The organism is Dyadobacter sp. BHUBP1 (assembly GCF_050587785.1).
Taxonomy (GTDB): Bacteria; Bacteroidota; Bacteroidia; order Cytophagales; family Spirosomataceae; genus Dyadobacter.
Genome location: NZ_JBOBIH010000001.1, coordinates 895,642 through 914,412, shown reverse-complemented (window position 1 = coordinate 914,412; position 18,771 = coordinate 895,642). Strand labels below are relative to the sequence as shown.

Sequence of the window (18,771 nt, the reverse complement as noted above, 5' to 3'; positions counted from 1 at the left end):
GCCCTCTGCTTGTTTCAGAATCATGTACGCTGCATGCACACCGGCAGATTTGCCGGCCGCAGCTGATGATCAAGCGGGTACGATAGTTAGAGCCACTTATTCTCCTTATACCAGGTCAATGTCTCTGCGAGGCCTCGGTGCAGATTGTATTGCGGTTGGTAATGCAGGCGACGTCGGGCCGCATCTATGCTACAGATCCAGTTAGGGGCTGTGAGTTCTTTTAGTTTTTCTTGGTTTAAAACCGGTGTTGTTGATGAATTTGCATAAACAAAATCCAGGAACCGGGCGATCATTTCGACGAGCAGCAGCGGCAGATGCGCGCGGAAAATCTGCTTCCCGCTGATAGCCCTGAACTGATCTGCCAATGCGTAACGGTCGTATGCCTGTCCGTCCGAGATATTGTAAACCGTAATTTCCTTTTCCGTTTCCCTCAATGCGGCCATGGTAGCCGTCACGAGGTCTGTTACATATACGAAACTCAACCTTTGCGGCCCTCTGCCGATGTAGGCATCCAGGCCTTTGCTGAGTGTTTTAAAAAGGACGAACAAGTCCTTTTCGCCGGGGCCATACACTGCTGTCGGGCGGATAATGCTCAGCGGCAGGCCATTCACTTCTTTCAGGTATTGCTCAGCCAAAAGCTTGCTTCTTCCGTAATCCGTCACCGGAACAGGCAAGGTTTCTTCTGTGATCGGCTGGGCCGCATTGTACGCCGCGGGGCCTAATGCCGCGAGGCTGCTCAAAAACACGAACCGCTTCAACGGAATTTCCGCAGACACGGCAGCCTGCGCCAGATTCAGCGAATATTGCGCATTGACCAGGTTGTAGGCGGCAGCGGTTTTGGCTTTGGTCACTCCCGCTGCGTGGATGATGTAGGAATACCCTCCATCTTCCAGCAGCTTCGTCAATTTATCTTTGGAACTGAAATCAGCATTCACATATACAAGGTCCTTCGGATCCGCATTCAGCTTTTTGAGGAAACTCAGGTCGCTGCTTGGCCTTACTGCCGCATGTACTTCCATGCCTGCTTCGAGTGCCGCCGCTACCAGGTGGTAACCTATAAATCCGCTGGCCCCTGTTATGAATAGCTTTTCTTTCATATCGGTTTCTCAAACAATCTGTACCGTTTGTACAGCTTCCCGTTGATCTGCTCAATGGCGTGGTTCATGAGATAATTCTCTTCCAGCATCCATGAGCATTCGCCGCCCGTTACTTTCGTCCCGTAGGTGTTCTTGATAATGCGGCCGTATAAACAGGCTTCGATACCCATTTTGCGGTAGCCATCAATCACCCCGAGCGTGAGTACGCGGATGCGCGTGATGTTTTTCTTGCCGAACAGTAATTTGAAAATCCCGGTCGGCAACAAACGTCCACGCTTGATTTTGATCAGAATCTGGTTGATATCCGGAATACCGAGTATAAATCCTACCAGTTCATCTCCTTTTTCAGCCACCAGGCAAAACTTCGGATCAAGGATCATTTTCAGGTCCTTGGCCAGGTAATCAAACTCTGCCTCGGTGGTCGGTACAAAACCCAGGTTCTTGTCCCAGGCCTTGTTGTACACTTCCCGGATCTTCACGACTTCGTTTTTGAAATCTTTCAGATTCACCTGCCGGATCGTGATACCGCTTCTTTTGAGCCTTTCCTCCAACGCGTCGATCATCCGCACCGACTTGTCGTTAGAATCCGCCACGTTGATTTCGTAAGCCAGCAAATCGGTTTTCTTCGTCAAACCGGCCTTTTCCAGCAATGGCAGATAATAAGGCGCATTGTAAGGCATCATCGCCATTGGCGGCCGGTCATAACCTTCGATCAGCAGACCGCAGGTTTCATTGGTTGATAAATTAACCGGCCCTACGAGCGTGTCAGCCCCTTTCTGCTTTACCCAGGCGGTGGCCTCCTTCAAGAGGCCGTCCACCACCTTCTGATCATTTATCGTATCGAAAAAACCGAAAAAACCGTCCTTCCGATTCGTAAATGCATTGTGATTGTTATTGTAAATCGCCGCTATCCTTCCGTTCACTTTGTCTCCGTCGTAGGAGAGAAATAGTTTCACCTCCGAATGCTCATGGAACGGGTGCTTTCCCGGTGTGAGCATGTCCCTTTGTGCAATGAACAGTTCCGGTACATAATTCGGATCGTGCTGATACAGATCATGCGGAAAATCAATGAACTTGCCTAATTCCTTCGGAGTGTTTACGGGGGCTATGCGGGTCATAGTCTTTGTCTTTCAATAATTGCGTCAGGGCAAACCTCACGGTAAATGCGGGACATTTTATCCACTGCCTCCTCGATCTGGCCGAATGTATGCGTAGCCATCAGCGAGAAACGGATCAGCGATTGTTCCGGGCGTACCCCTGGCGAAACCACCGGGTTCACGAAAATCCCCTCGTCCTGCAATCTGCGTGTCATGATGAAAGTCTTCTCGTTGTCGCGGATGTACAGCGGCAAGATCGGGCTTTCGGTTGCGCCCAGGTCGAAACCATTTACGAGCAGCAACTCTTTCGCGTATCTTGTATTGGCCCAAAGGCGCTCCATGTGGTGAGGCTCGGTTTCGATAATATCCAGAGCAGCCAACGTGCTTCCCACGGACGCGGGCGTCATGCTCGCGCTGAACATCAGCGAGCGTGCGCGGTGTTTCAGATAATCGATCGTAGCGGCATCACCGGCGATGAACCCCCCCAGGGAAGCCAGCGATTTGCTGAATGTTCCCATAATGAGGTCGGTTGTTTCGGTCAGGCCGAAGTAAGAAGCGGTTCCTGCTCCTTTTTCACCGATTACCCCAAGGCTATGTGCGTCGTCGACGAGCACGGTGGCATCGAATTCCTGTGCGATCGCATTCAGTTCAGGGAGTTTGACAATATCCCCCTCCATACTGAAAATACCGTCCGTCGCAATCAGTTTTACAGCTTCTTCGGGCAGGAGAGCCAGCTTTTTACGCAGGTCCTCCATGTCGTTGTGCTTATATTTGATCACTTTCGAGAACGACAGGCGGCTTCCGTCAATAATGGACGCGTGGTCGCTTTCGTCGAGGATCAGGTAATCGTTACGGCCGGTGAGGCATGACAATGCACCCAAATTGGCCTGGTAACCGGTGCTGAACAACACGGCACCTTCTTTTCCTACATATTTGGCCAGGCGGCGTTCCAGTTCCTCGTGGATATCGAGGGTACCGTTGAGAAAGCGCGAACCCGCGCAACCTGTCCCGTACTTCTGAGCCGCTTTCTGCGAGGCTTCGATGATGTAGGGATGGGAGGTCAGACCCAGATAGGAGTTGGACCCGAACATCAGGACCGGCTTCCCGTTAATAATAACCTCTGTGTCCTGTCCGGACTCAATCGGTCTGAAAAAAGGATATACACCTTTGGCTCTTGCAATCGCCGGGTCTTTGAATTCGGCGATGCGATTATTTAAGATTTTACCCATAGATAAATTGTGTCAGAATCAACAGCTTGTTTTAGTGGGGTGCCTACCGGCATCAGGCTGCGGCCTGATAGAGACATCAGGCAAGTCAGTTGGTATTGTAGCTTTTATTTCCCATGTTACGTACAGTTAGATCGTGAGTCTGGTTATTGATTTTTTCGCTTGTTGACCCGTCATCTATTGCCTTTGAATAACTAATTTCTACCGTTGAGAAACTCGTATTTTGATTCGGCAATAATTCGGGTTAAGAGGTAAACCCCATACCGGGCCGACTAGTTCATTAAAATACCCGTTCATTTTGTATTTTTCGGGTAAAAAGAAAAAAAATGTTTTGTCCCGTTTCCGTGCCCGGACCTGTAACCACCAAGCTCTGACCGACTTTGCGTTTGCAGGAAGGATTTAAAGTTACCGGACAAAACATTAATTTTTTCATGTTACCAGACTCAGTTTCCTTAAATTTCTTCCACTACAACGCTTTCCTGCACCCTGCCCGACTTCGCACGCCACGTATTCCACTTTTCCCCGAGCCTGTCCACCAGGTAATACGCCATCGGCACGAGATAGATGGTGAGCAGCATCGAACTCGTCAGACCACCGATCAATACCCAGGCCAGCGAGTTCTTCCATTCGGCCCCGGCGCCCGTCGCCGTGGCTATCGGCACCATCCCGATCACCATCGCGATGGTCGTCATCAGGATCGGACGGAGACGTTCTTCCCCGGCAATCAAAATGGCTTTCCGGAACGGTATGCCTTCTGCCTTTTGCTGATTGGCGAAGTCGACGATCAGGATCGCATTCTTCACCACGAGGCCGATCAGCATCAGCATTCCGAGCATGGCGAAAATCCCGATGTTCGAAGACGACAATGCAAGCGCCAGCAATGCACCGATCACCGCAACCGGGATCGAGAACAGCACCACGAACGGGTACACAAAGCTGTCGTAGAGCAACACCATGATGAAATACACCAGCATTAACCCCGCCAGCATGGCCAGCCCCAATGAGCCGAACCCTTCGCTCTGGTTCTTCGCATCGCCGCCCCAGGTAAGTATAATGTCGTCCGGAAGCGGATTTTCCTTTAAACCGGCCTGAATATTACTCACCAAAGTTCCCGATCCAATCCCTAATGTATTGGCGGTGACTGTAACGGATGAGCGACGGTTTTTGCGCTCTACAATACTCGGGCCGGTACTCAGGGTTACATCCGCAAACTGTGCAAGTTGTACGGATTGCTTAGCCACCGGACTGTAAAATGTAATCGCCTTCACATCTTCCGGATTTTTACGGTCAAATGCGTCCAGCATAATGCGAATGTCGTAGTCCTCGCCCCCATCGCGGAACTTGGAATCGTCATTCCCGGCAAATGCATTTTGCATGGTAGCACCGACGGTTTGAATGTCCAATCCCAGTTTGGCCATTTTTTCACGGTCGATATCCACGCGCACCTCTGGGTTACCCGCTTCTACGGAGACGTTCACGTCGTTCGCACCCGGTGTTTTCCGGAGGCGGTTCGCCAGGTCATTAGCTGCGGCCAGAATTTTATCGAGGTCGTCGCCGCTTAGGAATACCTCAATAGGCGCGGTACCCGAGTTCACCATCCCGATGGCCGCCGAATTGAATTCCACTCCTGCGAATTTTTGCTCCAATTCCTTCCGCACGGCCAGCATATAGTCCTCCGTCGGCTGTGCATTCCTGCGCTCGGCCACGGGAACCAGTTCTACGGTTAACTCCGTGCGGTTGGTTTCGCCTCGCCCCGAGCTGTTCAGGCCCGTGCTTGCACCACCTACGTTCGCGAAAATCGTTTTCACTTCCGGCTTCTTGCGCAGGTAATCTTCAATGCTTCGTGCGGTGAGGTTATTCTGTTGCAAAGAAGCGCTTTTGTCGAGTTTCATCGTAAGCAGGAACTTACCCTGGTCTCCTTCGGCCACGAACTCCGAGCCGATAATGCCCAGGCTCATCACCCAGCCTGTCATGACCACGATCGCCACCAATATCCCCGAAAAAGCCAGTTTGTGGCTCAGCACCCATTCCAGGGAGCCGTGATACCATTTTGTCAATGCTGTCAAACCTTTTTCAAACCAGATCAGGAATGCCTGCGCTGGGTTTTTAGGGTTAAGACGTTCGACTTTCGCCATTTTGGACGTCATCCACGGAGTTAATGTAAAACTCACCAGCAAACTGACCATCGTGGCAAATGCTACCGTCAACGAAAACTGCCTCAAAAGGTCCGCAATCACCGAATTCACCATCGTAATCGGCACGAACACAACCACGATCACGAGCGTAATGGCCAATGCCGCAAAACCGATTTCCGTCACCCCTTCCACGGTTGCGTCCCAACGGTTTTTACCCATTTCCAAATGCCGCTGGATGTTTTCGAGGATCACAATCGAGTCGTCCACCAGGATACCGATCACAAGCGAGAGGGCAAGGAGCGTCATCAGGTTGAGCGAATAACCCATTACATACATAAAAAGGAATGCAGCGATAAGCGACGCCGGTACCGAAACCATGACAATGAATGCATTCCGAAAACTGTGCAGGAAGAGCAGCATCACCACCGCCACGAGAATCACCGCAATCACCAAATCGTGCGTTACCGCTTCCACGGATTCCAGTGTAAATATCGAACTGTCGTACGCGATCGCGAATTTGATGTGATCCTTTGCATTAGCCTTCTCAATGGAAGCCAGCTTCGCCTGCACCGACTTGCTGATCTCGACCGCATTCGCATCGGATTGCTTTTTGATAAACAAACCAATACCATTCACGCCATTATACCGGCTGATGCTCTCCGCATCGGTAAGGCCGTCGGTAATATCAGCCACATCGCCCACGCGGATCGGGCTATTGTTTACAGGCGACGTAATGACGAGGTTGCGAATATCGTCGAGTGAGGCAAACTTCCCGGCCAGGCGGAGTGTCATATTCTCCGAGGTACTTTTTACTTTCCCGGTCGGGAAGTCGAGATTAGCCTGGTTAATGGCCTGCGTCACCTGCAAAAGAGACAGCCCGTAAAAGCGCAGCTTATCATTATTCACATTAATGCGGATCTCACGCTGGTCGCCACCGGTCATGGTAATCTCGGCTACGCCTTCAATCTGCTGCAACATCGGCAGGTATTTGTCTTCTACCTGTTGGAAAAAAACTTCGTTGGGCAGGCTTGAAGTTGCCAGGAGCTGCATAATGGGCTGGTCGCTCGGCGAGATTTTGGACAATGAGGGCGTTTCCGCGTCGTCGGGCAGATCGCTGAGCATGTTGTTTACATCGCGCTGGGCATCTTCTAATGCCTTGTCGATGTCGGTACCAGCCTTAAACTGCACGATTACCAGCGACGCGCTTTCCATGGATTTGGAAGTCACGTCTTCAATATTATCCAGGCCGGACACCGCATCCTCAATCTTCTTGCTGACCTCGGCCTCTACCTCCGTCGGCGCCGCGCCTGGATATAATGTAGTAATGGTAATAGTAGGAACAGAAAATTCGGGCAGCAGCACATAGCTGAGCTGGGTATAGGAAGCCAGCCCGCCGATGAACAGGATCGCAAACAACACGATGATCATCGAAGGGCGCTTCAATATGGTTTCAATGAATTTCATGGGCTTGTTGATGAAGTGTTGTTATTGTGCTATCACCGATGTTCCGTTTTGCAGGTTGATCTGCCCGCTGGTCACGACGCGGTCACCGGCTTTCAGACCTTTGGTGATCTCATAATATTCGTTTGTCGTCGCGCCTACGCTCACGTCGCGTAATGTGGCCTTTCCATTTTCCACCACATACAATTGTGGCTGCTTTGCCGAGCCCATAATAGCCTGCCTCGGCACCGCCAACGCTTCGCCTTTCACTTTCGAACTGCTCGCAATGGACCCGTACATGCCGGCTTTCAATGGGTTAGTGGCCGAATTCTGCACGGTAATTTCCACCGGATAATTATGCGCCTCGTCCCCCTGGGCTGCTACCATCGTTACGCGCCCATTGAAGTTTACGTGCGGGTATACATCCGTACGTACAGGAATACCTTTACCGGTTCTGAACTCATTTACCGATTTTTCGGGGATATTCACCACCAGTTTCAGCGAAGAAATATCGGTAATCTCCGCAATCGGTGTTCCCTGGCTTACAACTGAGCCTTTTTCAACCATTTTAGCGGTAATAATCCCGCCAAATGGTGCAATAATGCTGGTATTTTTAATCTGCTTGTTCAATTGCTTGATCTGCGCCTGCGTGCTGCGGATGCTCAGCTGCGTGCGCTCGACATTTACCGCCGGCGTCGCGTCCCCCTTTACCAATGCTTCATAGCGTTTCAAATCGTTCTGATAACCTTCCAGTGTCACCTGCAATGCCTCCACCTGGTAATGCAGCTGCTCGTCGTCGATCTTCGCGATCAACTGCCCGGCTGCCACATGCTGACCTACCTCTACATTCAGTTTTACAATTTCTCCGCTGGTCTGCGGACGGATTTCCGCCTTCCGGTTCGGGTTAAACGACCCCAGGAACCCCGATTCCTGCGACAAATCGCGCAGTTCCGCAACTGCCACCTTCACCCCCACCTTCGGATCAGGATCTGGGACATATACTTTCTGCTCCGTTTTTTCCTTGTTGCTCAGCAACTTCGCCGCCGTAAGCCCCAGCACGGCAATAATTCCCAGGAAGATGAATAGACGTTTCATAATGGTTATGGTGTTGAAAAGTGTTGTCAGATGTGGTCAAGTGTTGTCACGTATTGTCAGGTGTTGTCAAGTATTGTCAGTATTGTCACATTAGAAAGAAAACTACAATTGACTATACCTGACTATAAATGACCACACCTGACTTCCTGACCTACTTAGTTCCAGTTTGTCGATGAAGAATTTTTAGCTGTTGATGAAGTGCTAGTCTGTTGATGAATACGGCAAGATTGATGAAGTATAATGTTATTTCTGAACCAGTTGCCCGGTTGCTTTTTTCCATTCCAATTCGGCTTTCAGAAGCTGCACCAACGAAGTCAGGTAATTACTCTGGGCATCGAGGAGGCTGTTTTCGGCCTGAATCACGTCTGTGAGCGATACCGTACCTTCCTTAAATTGCAGCTGGATCTGTTTGTACACCTTCTCCGCCAGCGCTACCTGCTCCTTTTTGGCATTGATATTCTTCTGCTCGACGCCAAACTTGTTCCGGGCGTTGTTCTCTTCCATTTGAATGGCTTCACGTACCTGTTTCAGTTGCACGTCCAGCTTCTCGCGGTCTATCTGGTTTTGGCTACGTTTGGCCTTCCGAGCCATCCCGTCGAACACATTCCAGTTGAGCTGTAAACCCGCCCAGTAACCAGGCACGTCCTGGAAAGTTGAGTTTTCTCCGCCTTGCGCATAGAATGCCATATTGGCTACACCATAAGCATTCACAGTGGGGATCAGGCCGGAACGTATATTCTTGTCCTGCAATTCGTTAATATCCTTTTGCTTTTGCAATAAAGCGACATCCGTGCGCCTTGTTTTGTCCCAATCGGCATAAGCCGGCAATGCGACATCACGAACGCTCACAAGTATACGTATTGAATCGTTCTGCGGGATTCCGGTGTAGTATTTCAAAAGGTTAACCAGCTGATTATAATTATCTTTCAACGTCGCCTGCTGCGTTTCTGTCGAAGTTTTGTTGATCAGGATCCTGTCCACGTCCACCCGTTGCCCAAGTTTATTCTGGTATAACAAATCCGAGACCTTGTAAAGCCGGTCGAGCGAAATGAGGTTGCTGTCGAGAAAAGCCATCTGCTGAACAACCGTAACCAGGTTGTAATAGGCGTCCGTCACATTGTAGGCCACATCTTCCTTTGTTTTTGTCGTACTGAGCGATGTCAGCTCGCGGTTCAGATTGGCCGCTTTCAATGCATATTTCACCGATGGATTATACAGTGCCTGAGTCACTTGTGCCGTAGTCGAGAGGTTATACGGCAATCCGAAAGCCAACGTACTGAACTCTCCCTCCGGCCCTCCGAACGCGCTCGCCGGTACCACTTGCCCAGGGATTTTGAAATACCGCTTGTAATCCCCCGACACATTCAGACTCGGCAGCAATGCCGATCGCACCTCGGCGATCTTCGCATTTGTCTTTGCCTCATCGAGGCGCGCAGCCTGCACGCTGAAATCGTTTTTCATGGCCAGATCCAGCAATTGGTTAAGATCGTACTCTTGCGCCTGCGTTCGCTGGAAAAGCATCAGGCATAGCATTCCCGTGACATGGAACAGGTGTTTCATGACTAGTACAAATGTTTATTTTAAATGTTTGTTTAATGAAGTGGCAAAAAAAATGGCTACCCAATCACGAGATAGTTGCACACCATTGCCTTAATGTGCTCCTTTTGTTCTTCTGCGTATTGTTCGAACTCCTCATCGGTCATCACAAAAAGCTCCTTATGGATTTCCTTGCCCATGAAAATGAACTCTACACCGCACTTGATCAGCGGAAGAATATTTTCGAGCTGCATAGGGCGCAATGTCCCGTTGGCCGCCCCTTCCTCCAACTGCTTTTTGAAATAAGTTTCCCGCACTTGCCTGAAAATCGACATGTCCGGAAAGAGCCTCTGCGGTGATTTGTGGATTTCATTCATGATGAAAATCACCAGGTCGGGCTCCTTTTTCATCATGGCAAAATCGTTGTCGATGATCTCCGAGATTTTAGCTTTTATATCAATGTCCTTGTTCAGGATCGTGAGCATGTTCTGAAAATAGTCTTCCAGCACATCTTTGAATATTTCCAGAAACAGCTTCTCCTTGCTTCTGAAATAGTAATTGGTCAACGCAATATTCATATCGGCCTCCTTCGCGATGTCCCGCGATGTAGTACCATCAAAACCTTTCTTCAGAAAAACACGTTTTGCCGCCTCTCTTATCTTGTCCTCACTTTTTTCTGTAACGCACTTCACGATGCTGATGTATTAGGTTGTTGTTATGATTGCAGCCGCTTATTGAATCAACAGATCAAAGTTGTGCAATTGAAATCACAATGTCAAACGTTTCAAATATAAATTTTAAACAAGCATTTAAAATATTCGTTTGAAACCAATATTTATTGTTTTTATCCTATTCTTCTACCTTTCTCACAAAACTGATCTGACCATTATTCTCCATGTATGCGCTTTCGATCTTTTCAAAGCTCTCCACATGCATATCGTTGCGCAAACTCGCATAAAGATCTGATTCACTGATCAGTGCACGGCGCATATTGTCATGTCTCAGCTTCCCTTTCTCAAAAAGCACGATCTTCTGCCCCTTGATCAGTGCCCCAAAACGGAGGTTCAAGGCACCCAGCCACGCTCCGAGGCGATGCAATACGGCAATAACGGTCGCAGAAGCAATGGTAGGCACAAACTCCGAAGCGCCTACTACCGCCCGGCTCAGGATTGCACCGAGCAGGATCACAATGATATTATCAAAGGGAGATTTCATACCGAAAGAGCGCCTTCCGGCAATGCGAAGGAGAATGAGCGTGATAATAAATATTACCACCGCCCGGGCCGACATCTGGAGGGCGGTCTGGTTTTCGCCCTCGCCGAAAAGTTGGGTAAGGATTTCCATAGAGAGTCAGTTCGTTTCCTGCCTATCTGCAAAAAACAAACCAGGGGCCGCCCAGGCCGCCCCCTAATCAAGCATGTTCCATTCGGCAACGCGGTTGCCTTGTTTCTCAACGAGCCACACCTTGCTGCCCTTGAAACGTTTAAGGTACTTTTTGCTCTTTTCGATGCCTGCCACACTGAATGCCGTCGCCAGCGCATCCGCCACAGTTCCGTCGGGCGAAATGACTGTCGTACGCACATGGAAAAGCAGGCCTATCCCCGTTTTCGGGTCTACAATATGCGAATACCGCACGCCTTTATATTCCATAAAGCGGTAAGTAGGGCCGGAAGTTGCGAGCGCGACATTCGACAGCTGCATGGCTTTCAATGAATCACTGCCGTTGGAGACATTGATATTCCACCCCTGGGTACCAGGAGGCGGGTTGGTGAGTACGATTTTCCCTCCCGCATCCATCATAGCCGAAGTGATGCCCAATTTTTTGAGTTCCTTAATGGCTTCTTCTGCCGCATAGCCTTTGCCCAGGCCGCCTATATCGAGCCGCATGCCCTTTTGCGTCAGCATAATGCTTCGCGTTTTCTTATCCATCTTCAATTTGATATAGCCGGTACGCGCCAGGGCATCGCGGATCTCCTCCTCGGGCGGGAATATGCCTTTACGCGTTGCATGTCGCCACATTTGCACGACAGGCCCGAGCGTTGCGTCGAAAACGCCGGCGGTCTTGGCGCTGATATCCTGCGAAACGGCGAGAATGTCAAAAAGATCCTTGCTTACCGGCACCCATTGTCCGCTTCCCGAAGTCGCAGAGAGCCTGTTGATCTCACTGCCATCGCGGTAATCGCTCATAATTTCATTCAATTCCTCCACCCTTTTGAAGGCGCGATCCGCCGCCACTTGGGCTATCGAGTCACTGGATGTATAGAAAACGAGCTTGAAAGGCGACCCCATCAATCCCTTTTCGAAAGTGTAGCGCTGCACCTGCGCATGCAAAGGCGATATGGAAATAATCAGGCAGGCAAAAAACAGATGCAGGAAAAGCTTTGAAAATAAGGCCATTGGAATAAATAAGGAATAATCGTGCAGTAAAACTACTTCATTTCGCACAATTCGCAGGCAGTGACCCTGCTATTATCCTGACATACCTTCAACGACAAAAGGGGTACGGACATCCCGTCCATACCCCTTCTGCTTCCGGTAAGTATATATCAGTATTCGCTATACTCGTCTATCAGATTGCTTTCCTCAGCCTGGTGATGATGTGCATTAATGGCATCTTTGATCATTCCTGCACCTATAAACGGCAGGGAAACAACAGTCGAAATAATCATTGCGAAAAACATAATAGTTGCAAAAAATAACTTCCCGGAATATCCAACCACGCTCGATAAGAAGTTCATGCTATTGCAATTATTTAACCATAATTTTCATTAATAAAGTTACAAAAAATAACTGTGCCAGTGTAATAAAATATATTTATTTTAGCAGTTAATTTAGTGATTTATAGATATTTAACTACATAAAAAAAGTAATTAGTAGCATCCGTTCTACAAAACATAGAAACATTTTCCACGGCGCGTAATCAATTGTAAAAATCATTTCATATCGACACACCTCCTCCCATTCATGAATAATTTTTTCGCTTCTTTTTTCAGGATTATTTTTGCCGGAATCCTCGGGGTAGCTACGGTGCTTACAACAATGATCATGTCGCCATTCCTGCTGATCCTATGGATCTGGAAACAACTCGGCAGCAAGCCTCCCCGCCAGTAAAGACAGAAGTTTCTATATTGCGGGTAAACAGAACCTGACGACGCACTCCATGAAAAGAAGAAACTTCCTGAGGCTTGGCTCCGCAGCCGGATTGTTTACCATAATGCCCGCTTTCTCCCGACCGGCGCGTACGATTGTCCCCGGCGAGTATGATGAAATGACCATCGCCGAGATGCAGAGACGAATGCAGTCCGGCAAATTGACTTCATTGATCCTGACACGCCATTACCTCGCTGAAATAGCCCGCGTAGATAAAGCAGGCCCTAAACTTGCATCAGTCATCGAAGTGAACCCCGACGCGCCTCAGATAGCGGCTGCTCTGGATAAGGAACGTAAATCAGGAAAGATCCGCGGGCCATTGCATGGTATTCCGGTTCTGCTGAAAGACAACATTGACACCGCCGACCGCATGAAAACTACCGCCGGATCACTGGCATTGCTAGACAACGTAGCTTCGAAGGACGCATTTCTTGTCGCCCGGCTCCGGGAAGCCGGCGCGGTGATCCTCGGCAAAACCAATCTGAGTGAATGGGCTAATTTCCGGTCGACGCGGTCGTCCAGCGGTTGGAGCAGCCGTGGAGGACAAACGCGAAATCCGTATGTACTCGACCGTTCTCCCTGCGGATCGAGCTCTGGCTCGGCGGTAGCGGTAGCCGCCAACCTTTGCGCGGTGGCTGTCGGTACCGAAACGAATGGCTCGATCGCCTGCCCGGCGTCGATGAACGGCGTAGTGGGCATCAAACCGACAGTTGGCCTGGTGAGCAGAAGCGGTGTGATTCCCATCTCCCAAACACAGGACACAGCCGGCCCATTCGGACGAACTGTCGCCGATGCAGCCGCATTGCTCGGTGCTATGGCAGGCCAGGACCCTGCGGATATCACTCAGCACAAACCCCAGCAACCGCTCCCCTCCGATTACAGCGCGTATCTGGATTCCAACGGGTTAAAGGGAAAGCGTATTGGTGTGGAGAAATCGATGCTGAAAATGCACGAGGGGATCGATGAGCTGCTTAGCAGAGCATTAGAACAGCTCAAAGCGGCCGGTGCCGAAATTGTGGAAGTGGAATATATGAAGTTGCAGAAGCTGCCGGGTGCGGAATCGCTCGTGCTGCAATATGAATTTAAAGACGGCATCAACCGGTATTTGTCCACCTCCAACGCGAAAATCAAGTCACTCGAAGGCCTTATCGAATTCAATCAGGCCAATAAAATGAAAACTATGCCGCATTTCGCCCAGGAACTTTTCGAATTATCGCAAGCCAGGGGCGATTTGCATACTAAAGAATACAAAGAAGCGCTGGAAAAGATCAACGGTGTGGCCGGCGCATTGGCAGACCTAATGGATAAGCACAAGCTGGACGCACTATGCGGCCCGTCCACCGGAGCCGCCTGGTGCACCGACCTCGTCAACGGCGACTTCTGGACCGGGTACGGTTCCTATGGCCCCGCCGCATTGTCGGGCTTCCCCTCCATCACCTTGCCGATGGGCATGCTCAGCGGCCTGCCCGTCGGGATTTCGTTTCTTGCAAAAGCTTACCAGGAACCTGAGTTGATCCGCATCGCTTATGCATACGAGCAGGTATCGCGTCACCGCGTTGCGCCCGGGTATGTGCGGAGTGTGGGGTGGTAACGGCTGACTGGAAATAGTCATTAGTTGTCAGACATAGTCAGGTGTAGTCAGCAATTGTTCTTGATGTTGCTGGCGCAGTCGGTGGCAGGCGGTCATTGGTCGGGCCACTCGCCCTCTACCTCGCCAGGTACATCTCATAGAACGACCCTTTCTGACCGAGGAACTGGTTCGCCTCCTGCTGTGAGTAGATCGCCTTCCCCAATTGGTAGAAATCCTCGTATTGATTATAAGGATAGGGGGTGAATTTCACTTTGTCGGGAAACAGCGATTGTGTGACTACATTCTCGGTCAATGCGCGCTTGATGTGTGATAGTGGTACAACCAACCCCAGCACGAGAAAAACGATGATCGGGTAAGCGATGCGCATCTTGTACCAGCCGGGGTATTCTTTCACCCATTCGGCAAACCGGTGAAGGATAAAAAGCGACAGCAGTGTGAGCACGGGCGTGCTTCCGCGCAGGAACCAGTCGTTCCATTTGCCCATCCGGAAGAGTGATATCGCTATCAGAAGCAGGAACAGGCCATGGATGATGTTGGCATACTGGCTTTTATGCAATTTCAATATCAGCACAATTCCATACAGTACTGCAAGGTCGATCACGACGCCGAAAAAATAATGAAATGCGATCTCATTCCGCGGGTTGAACTGCCAGATAAAACCGGATATGACCGAGTTTTTCCCCTGCAGGAAGAAAAAGAATGTAGGGATAAATAGCAGGCCCGGGAGAAAAAGGTCGAGCATCGGCCTGGGTTTGAGAAAATATTGCGGCTCTCTGTAATAACGCAGGATGATCAGCATTCCGAAGATGATCACGAAGACGATCGAAGGAAAAATTCCCCATATGAAAATAGAAATAACCGCCAGGAAGCTCTTTTCTGGCTTTTTGTCATACACATAATCATGGAAGAGAATGCAGGAGACAATGATGATCGGAATAAGCTGATTGGGTGCCCATTGCGTTTGGTACAACACCGGCCATATCTCCGTAAAAAATGGCGGCACGTGGTAATTAAGGCCGATCGCGTGCAGAAAAAGCACTTTGGTAACATGCCCCACCCCGCCTAGCGAAAGAAAGAATACCAGGGACAGGTAGCTTCTTTGGGTAAAAATGAATATCCAGCAAATACCGATGAAAAGCCCTATCGACGCCCACAAGTACAATGCAATACCGGATGGTTCCCCTAACCCTTTCGAAATCAACGCAGGGACGAGGAAGAAGCCGAAGTAATGGCAGGCATAGCGGCCGTTTTCCTTGAAAGTAACCGGCCAGGATTGGTTGTAGAGCGTGTAGTACTTCGAATTATGCGCCCAGAAATCGAACGCCTGAAAGCAAAAGCCCCCTACTCCTGAAAAAGCGATGATTGCGAGTGAAATGAATGCGATCTCGACCATATGGCGGGTCGCGAGATCGGTTTTCAGCGTCTTCTCACGGCGGTAACTTAGGACGTACATCGCCATAAGCCCTACGACCAGACACACCGAAATGGGCATTCTGAACCAGCTGATGGAAAAAATCAGGTTTGGTAACAGCAAATAACCCAGACTCAAATTACGAAGTACAGTTGTTTTCATTCAGTAACCGGCATTCAATTGATTGGTTCCAACGCGTTTCTCAAAAAATCCGACAAAAATACTAGAAATACCTTGTCATCAAAGAGTGACAACCACCCGTTTGTAACCGTTGCAATATTCTTATCATTTTAATATTAAATATACCAAAAATAGGAAGTTGCAGCGCTATTTACTTCGCAACCGGAACGCTATCTACCCTCCCTGTATTGCCCTAAACCGCGAGTAACCCGAGGCATTTTGCTTCTTTCCTTCGGAAATACCTAACCCGACTTTCATGGACAGAAGACAATTCGTAAAAAACAGCACGCTGGCATTCTGCGCGTTACCCATATTACAAACAATAGGCAGCAATCGGGGCGATGCGATGCCCGACTGGCTCCAGACGCTAGTGAAGCAGGCCGATAAAAGCATAGGATCTTTACTGACCTACCAGGTGAAAGACACCCAAAGCCCCGACTTTGGTGGCCTGCGCGATGGTTTCGACCTGCTCAATCCGCATAGCACCTCCGCATTGATTCAATATGGCGCCAGCGGCCTGTTCGCTCCAACTTCCAAATACTATCGGTCAAAAGAATTGCTCGCAGCTATGGACCACGCTGCATTGTACCTGATTAAAACCCAGCATAGCGATGGTACCATCGATCTGCTCTCGACCAACTTCCATTCGACTCCCGACACGGGCTTTCTGGTGAAGCGGCTTGCAATGGCTTATACACTGATCGAGCAATCGGGTACAGAGGGGACCGGTAAGATGCTCGCCAACCTGAAAACCTTCCTCCTGCGCGGGGGTGACGCGCTGAGCGTGGGAGGTATACACACGCCCAACCACCGCTGGGTAGTATCCGCCGCATTGACCAAACTAAATGAACTCTGGCCTAACCCCAAATATGTAGCGCGGGCCGAGCAATGGCTGGCCGAGCACATTGACATCGACCGCGACGGCCAGTTTAATGAGAAGAGTACGTTCATTTACTCATCCCTGACCGACCGGCTGCTCATTACCATCGGCAAGGGCCTAAAAAAACCGGAGCTTTTCGACGCCGTGCGCAAAAATCTCGACATGACCATGTACTACGTCCATCCCAACGGAGAGATCGTAACCGACGCTTCCGGCAGGCAGGACAAGGCCATTGTGGGCACATTGGAAAACTACTATTATCCATATCGGTACTTCGCGATCAAGGATGGAAATGCGCAGTATGCCGCCATGTGCAGGCTAATAGAGCAGACCGCCAGCCTGAAAACCACCGGGTTTGTGGACTACTTCCTTACCGACCCTTCGCTTTGGGTTGAGCTTCCGGCAGAAAAACCGGTACCGGTCAACTATGTCAAAACCTTCCCGAATTCCGGCCTCGTACGCATTCGCAGGGACCGCCGGGATTGCACACTCATCGCCAACAATCCGGTTTGGTTTACTTTCATGAAAGGGAATGCAGTGCTCCAGGGGTTGCGCTTTGCGTCTTCTTTTTTTGGCAAAGGCCAATTTCAATCCGAAAAAATCAGCGAAAATGGTAATGAATGGGTGCTTACACAGAAACTCGACGGGCCTTATTTTCAGCCTTATCCCAAAGAATCCATTGCTCCGGACGGCGATTGGGAGAAAATGCCCCGGAATTTCAGACAGCAAAGCGAAGTACAGATACTGGAAACGAAAATCATTATCCGGGAAACTTCCGATGGGATGGAAATAGAAGTGATAACCAATGGTACCGAGCGCGTACCGGCTGCATTGGAATTGATTTTCCGACCGGGCGGAACGCTCAAAGGTGTTTCCAAAATTGAAAACACCAAAGATTCGTGGTTACTGAAAGAGGCAACCGGCTCTTACGAATTGGGAGGTGATACGATTCATTTCGGTCCGGGACTGGCGCTGCACAAGAACGTTGCATTACGAGGAGCCTTACCGGCCATGGAAGCACCTACTGTTTTTCTCACTGGCTTTACACCTTTCAAGCATATTATCCGCTTTTCGTGATGTACATTTTAAAACCGCTTTCCTACCGGAGCGGCGGCCGCTACGCCCTGCTTGGAAAGCCGTTTTTAATGTTGACTGATCCAGTCGAGGATGTAATCGGCATCCTCTTTCCAGGTGGGCTGGCCTAAAACGAAGTGGTTGCGGCCGGTGAACTCTTTATAATCGGTCACAGAGCCGTTTTGCTTGTAGGCTTTGAAGTTGCGAAAGTTCAAAGAAGCCGGAATGATGTTGTCGAATTCGCCCGAGGTGATCAGCAGCGGAGCGTGCGCTTTTTTGAAGTCTACTCTGGCGGCGGAAGTGATACCGCCGCGAGCTACAGTTTTGGACTCGGGAATCACGTTTTCTTCCCAGGTTTTTATTTGCTCTTCGAGCGTCATGCCATTGGTGAAGGCGTATTGCCAGTCGGCGAGCGACATCAGGTAAGTTTTTTTCAACGAAGTAAACAATCCGAATACCTTATAACCTGCTTTCAGGAAAGAGAATTCATAGGGTATCACACCTTGTGGAGGCACGGGGTGAATGGCGGCGCCAGCGACGCCCAGGTCGCGGTTGATCAGAATCTGGGTAATCAATCCGCCCAGCGAGTGACCGATGATGATCGGTTTTTCGGGTAATGCTTTAATGAAGTTAGCGTAATGATCAACGAGCTCTTTGAATGTCAGGCCGGCCAGGGCGGTATCGTTGGGCTGCCTGTCTCTCAGTTCGGCTGCCGGTGCGTCTTTGTACGGCCAGGCTGGTGCATAAGTGGTGTAGCCTTTGCTTTCAAAATAGGTTCTCCATTGGTCCCAGCCATTGTGGCTTACAAATGCACCTGTTACAAATACGACGGTTTTGGTGTTATTGGCTTTCATGATTT

At 49.9% G+C, this 18,771-nt stretch carries 15 protein-coding genes; 3 read left to right on the top strand and 12 right to left on the bottom strand.

Annotated elements, in window-relative coordinates:
• Window positions 1-86: 86 nt before the first annotated feature.
• The 10 genes from ACQ4MZ_RS03870 to ACQ4MZ_RS03825 all read right to left on the bottom strand — a co-directional run bounded on the left by ACQ4MZ_RS03870 (window position 87) and on the right by ACQ4MZ_RS03825 (window position 12,364).
• Window positions 87-1,097 (bottom strand): NAD-dependent epimerase/dehydratase family protein, encoded by a 1,011-nt coding sequence (locus ACQ4MZ_RS03870; RefSeq protein ID WP_430843131.1) that lies wholly within the window; start codon window positions 1,095-1,097, stop codon window positions 87-89.
• Entirely contained in the window at window positions 1,094-2,215 is a 1,122-nt protein-coding gene (locus ACQ4MZ_RS03865) for a hypothetical protein (protein WP_430843129.1), read from the bottom strand. Before ACQ4MZ_RS03865 ends, ACQ4MZ_RS03870 begins: the two co-directional genes overlap by 4 nt.
• Window positions 2,212-3,423 carry a serine palmitoyltransferase gene (spt, locus tag ACQ4MZ_RS03860; RefSeq protein ID WP_430843127.1) on the bottom strand — a complete coding sequence of 404 codons (1,212 nt, stop codon included), beginning with the start codon at window positions 3,421-3,423 and terminating at the stop codon, window positions 2,212-2,214. The genes ACQ4MZ_RS03865 and spt overlap by 4 nt, the downstream gene beginning before the upstream one ends.
• Before the next feature lie 449 nt (window positions 3,424-3,872).
• Complete coding sequence (locus tag ACQ4MZ_RS03855; protein ID WP_430843126.1) at window positions 3,873-7,019, bottom strand: efflux RND transporter permease subunit; 3,147 nt, start codon at window positions 7,017-7,019, stop codon at window positions 3,873-3,875.
• 21 nt (window positions 7,020-7,040) lie between these two features.
• Window positions 7,041-8,090, bottom strand: coding sequence for an efflux RND transporter periplasmic adaptor subunit (locus ACQ4MZ_RS03850; protein WP_430843124.1), 1,050 nt, complete (start codon window positions 8,088-8,090; stop codon window positions 7,041-7,043).
• A gap of 243 nt (window positions 8,091-8,333) precedes the next feature.
• Window positions 8,334-9,650 (bottom strand): TolC family protein, encoded by a 1,317-nt coding sequence (locus ACQ4MZ_RS03845; RefSeq protein ID WP_430843122.1) that lies wholly within the window; start codon window positions 9,648-9,650, stop codon window positions 8,334-8,336.
• Between the two features lie 56 nt (window positions 9,651-9,706).
• Window positions 9,707-10,318: a TetR/AcrR family transcriptional regulator gene (locus ACQ4MZ_RS03840; RefSeq protein WP_430843120.1), complete on the bottom strand. Its 612-nt coding sequence runs from the start codon at window positions 10,316-10,318 to the stop codon at window positions 9,707-9,709.
• Between the two features lie 157 nt (window positions 10,319-10,475).
• On the bottom strand, window positions 10,476-10,970 hold the full coding sequence (locus tag ACQ4MZ_RS03835; protein WP_430843118.1) for a DUF421 domain-containing protein: 495 nt from the start codon (window positions 10,968-10,970) through the stop codon (window positions 10,476-10,478).
• 63 nt (window positions 10,971-11,033) lie between these two features.
• Complete coding sequence (locus ACQ4MZ_RS03830; RefSeq protein ID WP_430843116.1) at window positions 11,034-12,023, bottom strand: FAD:protein FMN transferase; 990 nt, start codon at window positions 12,021-12,023, stop codon at window positions 11,034-11,036.
• 149 nt (window positions 12,024-12,172) lie between these two features.
• Window positions 12,173-12,364, bottom strand: a complete 192-nt coding sequence (locus tag ACQ4MZ_RS03825; RefSeq protein ID WP_430843114.1) for a hypothetical protein — start codon at window positions 12,362-12,364, stop codon at window positions 12,173-12,175.
• Window positions 12,365-12,590: 226 nt separating this feature from the next.
• On the opposite strand from ACQ4MZ_RS03825, the gene ACQ4MZ_RS03820 reads away from it, so the two are divergent.
• Together ACQ4MZ_RS03820 and ACQ4MZ_RS03815 are read left to right on the top strand one after the other, a co-directional pair.
• Window positions 12,591-12,737 (top strand): hypothetical protein, encoded by a 147-nt coding sequence (locus ACQ4MZ_RS03820; protein ID WP_430843112.1) that lies wholly within the window; start codon window positions 12,591-12,593, stop codon window positions 12,735-12,737.
• 49 nt (window positions 12,738-12,786) lie between these two features.
• On the top strand, window positions 12,787-14,367 hold the full coding sequence (locus ACQ4MZ_RS03815; protein ID WP_430843110.1) for an amidase: 1,581 nt from the start codon (window positions 12,787-12,789) through the stop codon (window positions 14,365-14,367).
• Between the two features lie 115 nt (window positions 14,368-14,482).
• On the opposite strand, the gene ACQ4MZ_RS03810 is transcribed toward ACQ4MZ_RS03815, so the two are convergent.
• Entirely contained in the window at window positions 14,483-15,940 is a 1,458-nt protein-coding gene (locus ACQ4MZ_RS03810; protein WP_430843108.1) for a hypothetical protein, read from the bottom strand.
• 274 nt (window positions 15,941-16,214) lie between these two features.
• Here ACQ4MZ_RS03810 and ACQ4MZ_RS03805 point away from each other — a divergent pair, with 274 nt between their 5' ends.
• Window positions 16,215-17,915, top strand: a complete 1,701-nt coding sequence (locus ACQ4MZ_RS03805; protein WP_430843106.1) for a hypothetical protein — start codon at window positions 16,215-16,217, stop codon at window positions 17,913-17,915.
• 65 nt (window positions 17,916-17,980) lie between these two features.
• Here ACQ4MZ_RS03805 and ACQ4MZ_RS03800 read toward each other — a convergent pair whose 3' ends face one another.
• Window positions 17,981-18,766 (bottom strand): alpha/beta hydrolase, encoded by a 786-nt coding sequence (locus ACQ4MZ_RS03800; protein WP_430843104.1) that lies wholly within the window; start codon window positions 18,764-18,766, stop codon window positions 17,981-17,983.
• Between the last annotated feature and the right edge of the window lie 5 nt (window positions 18,767-18,771).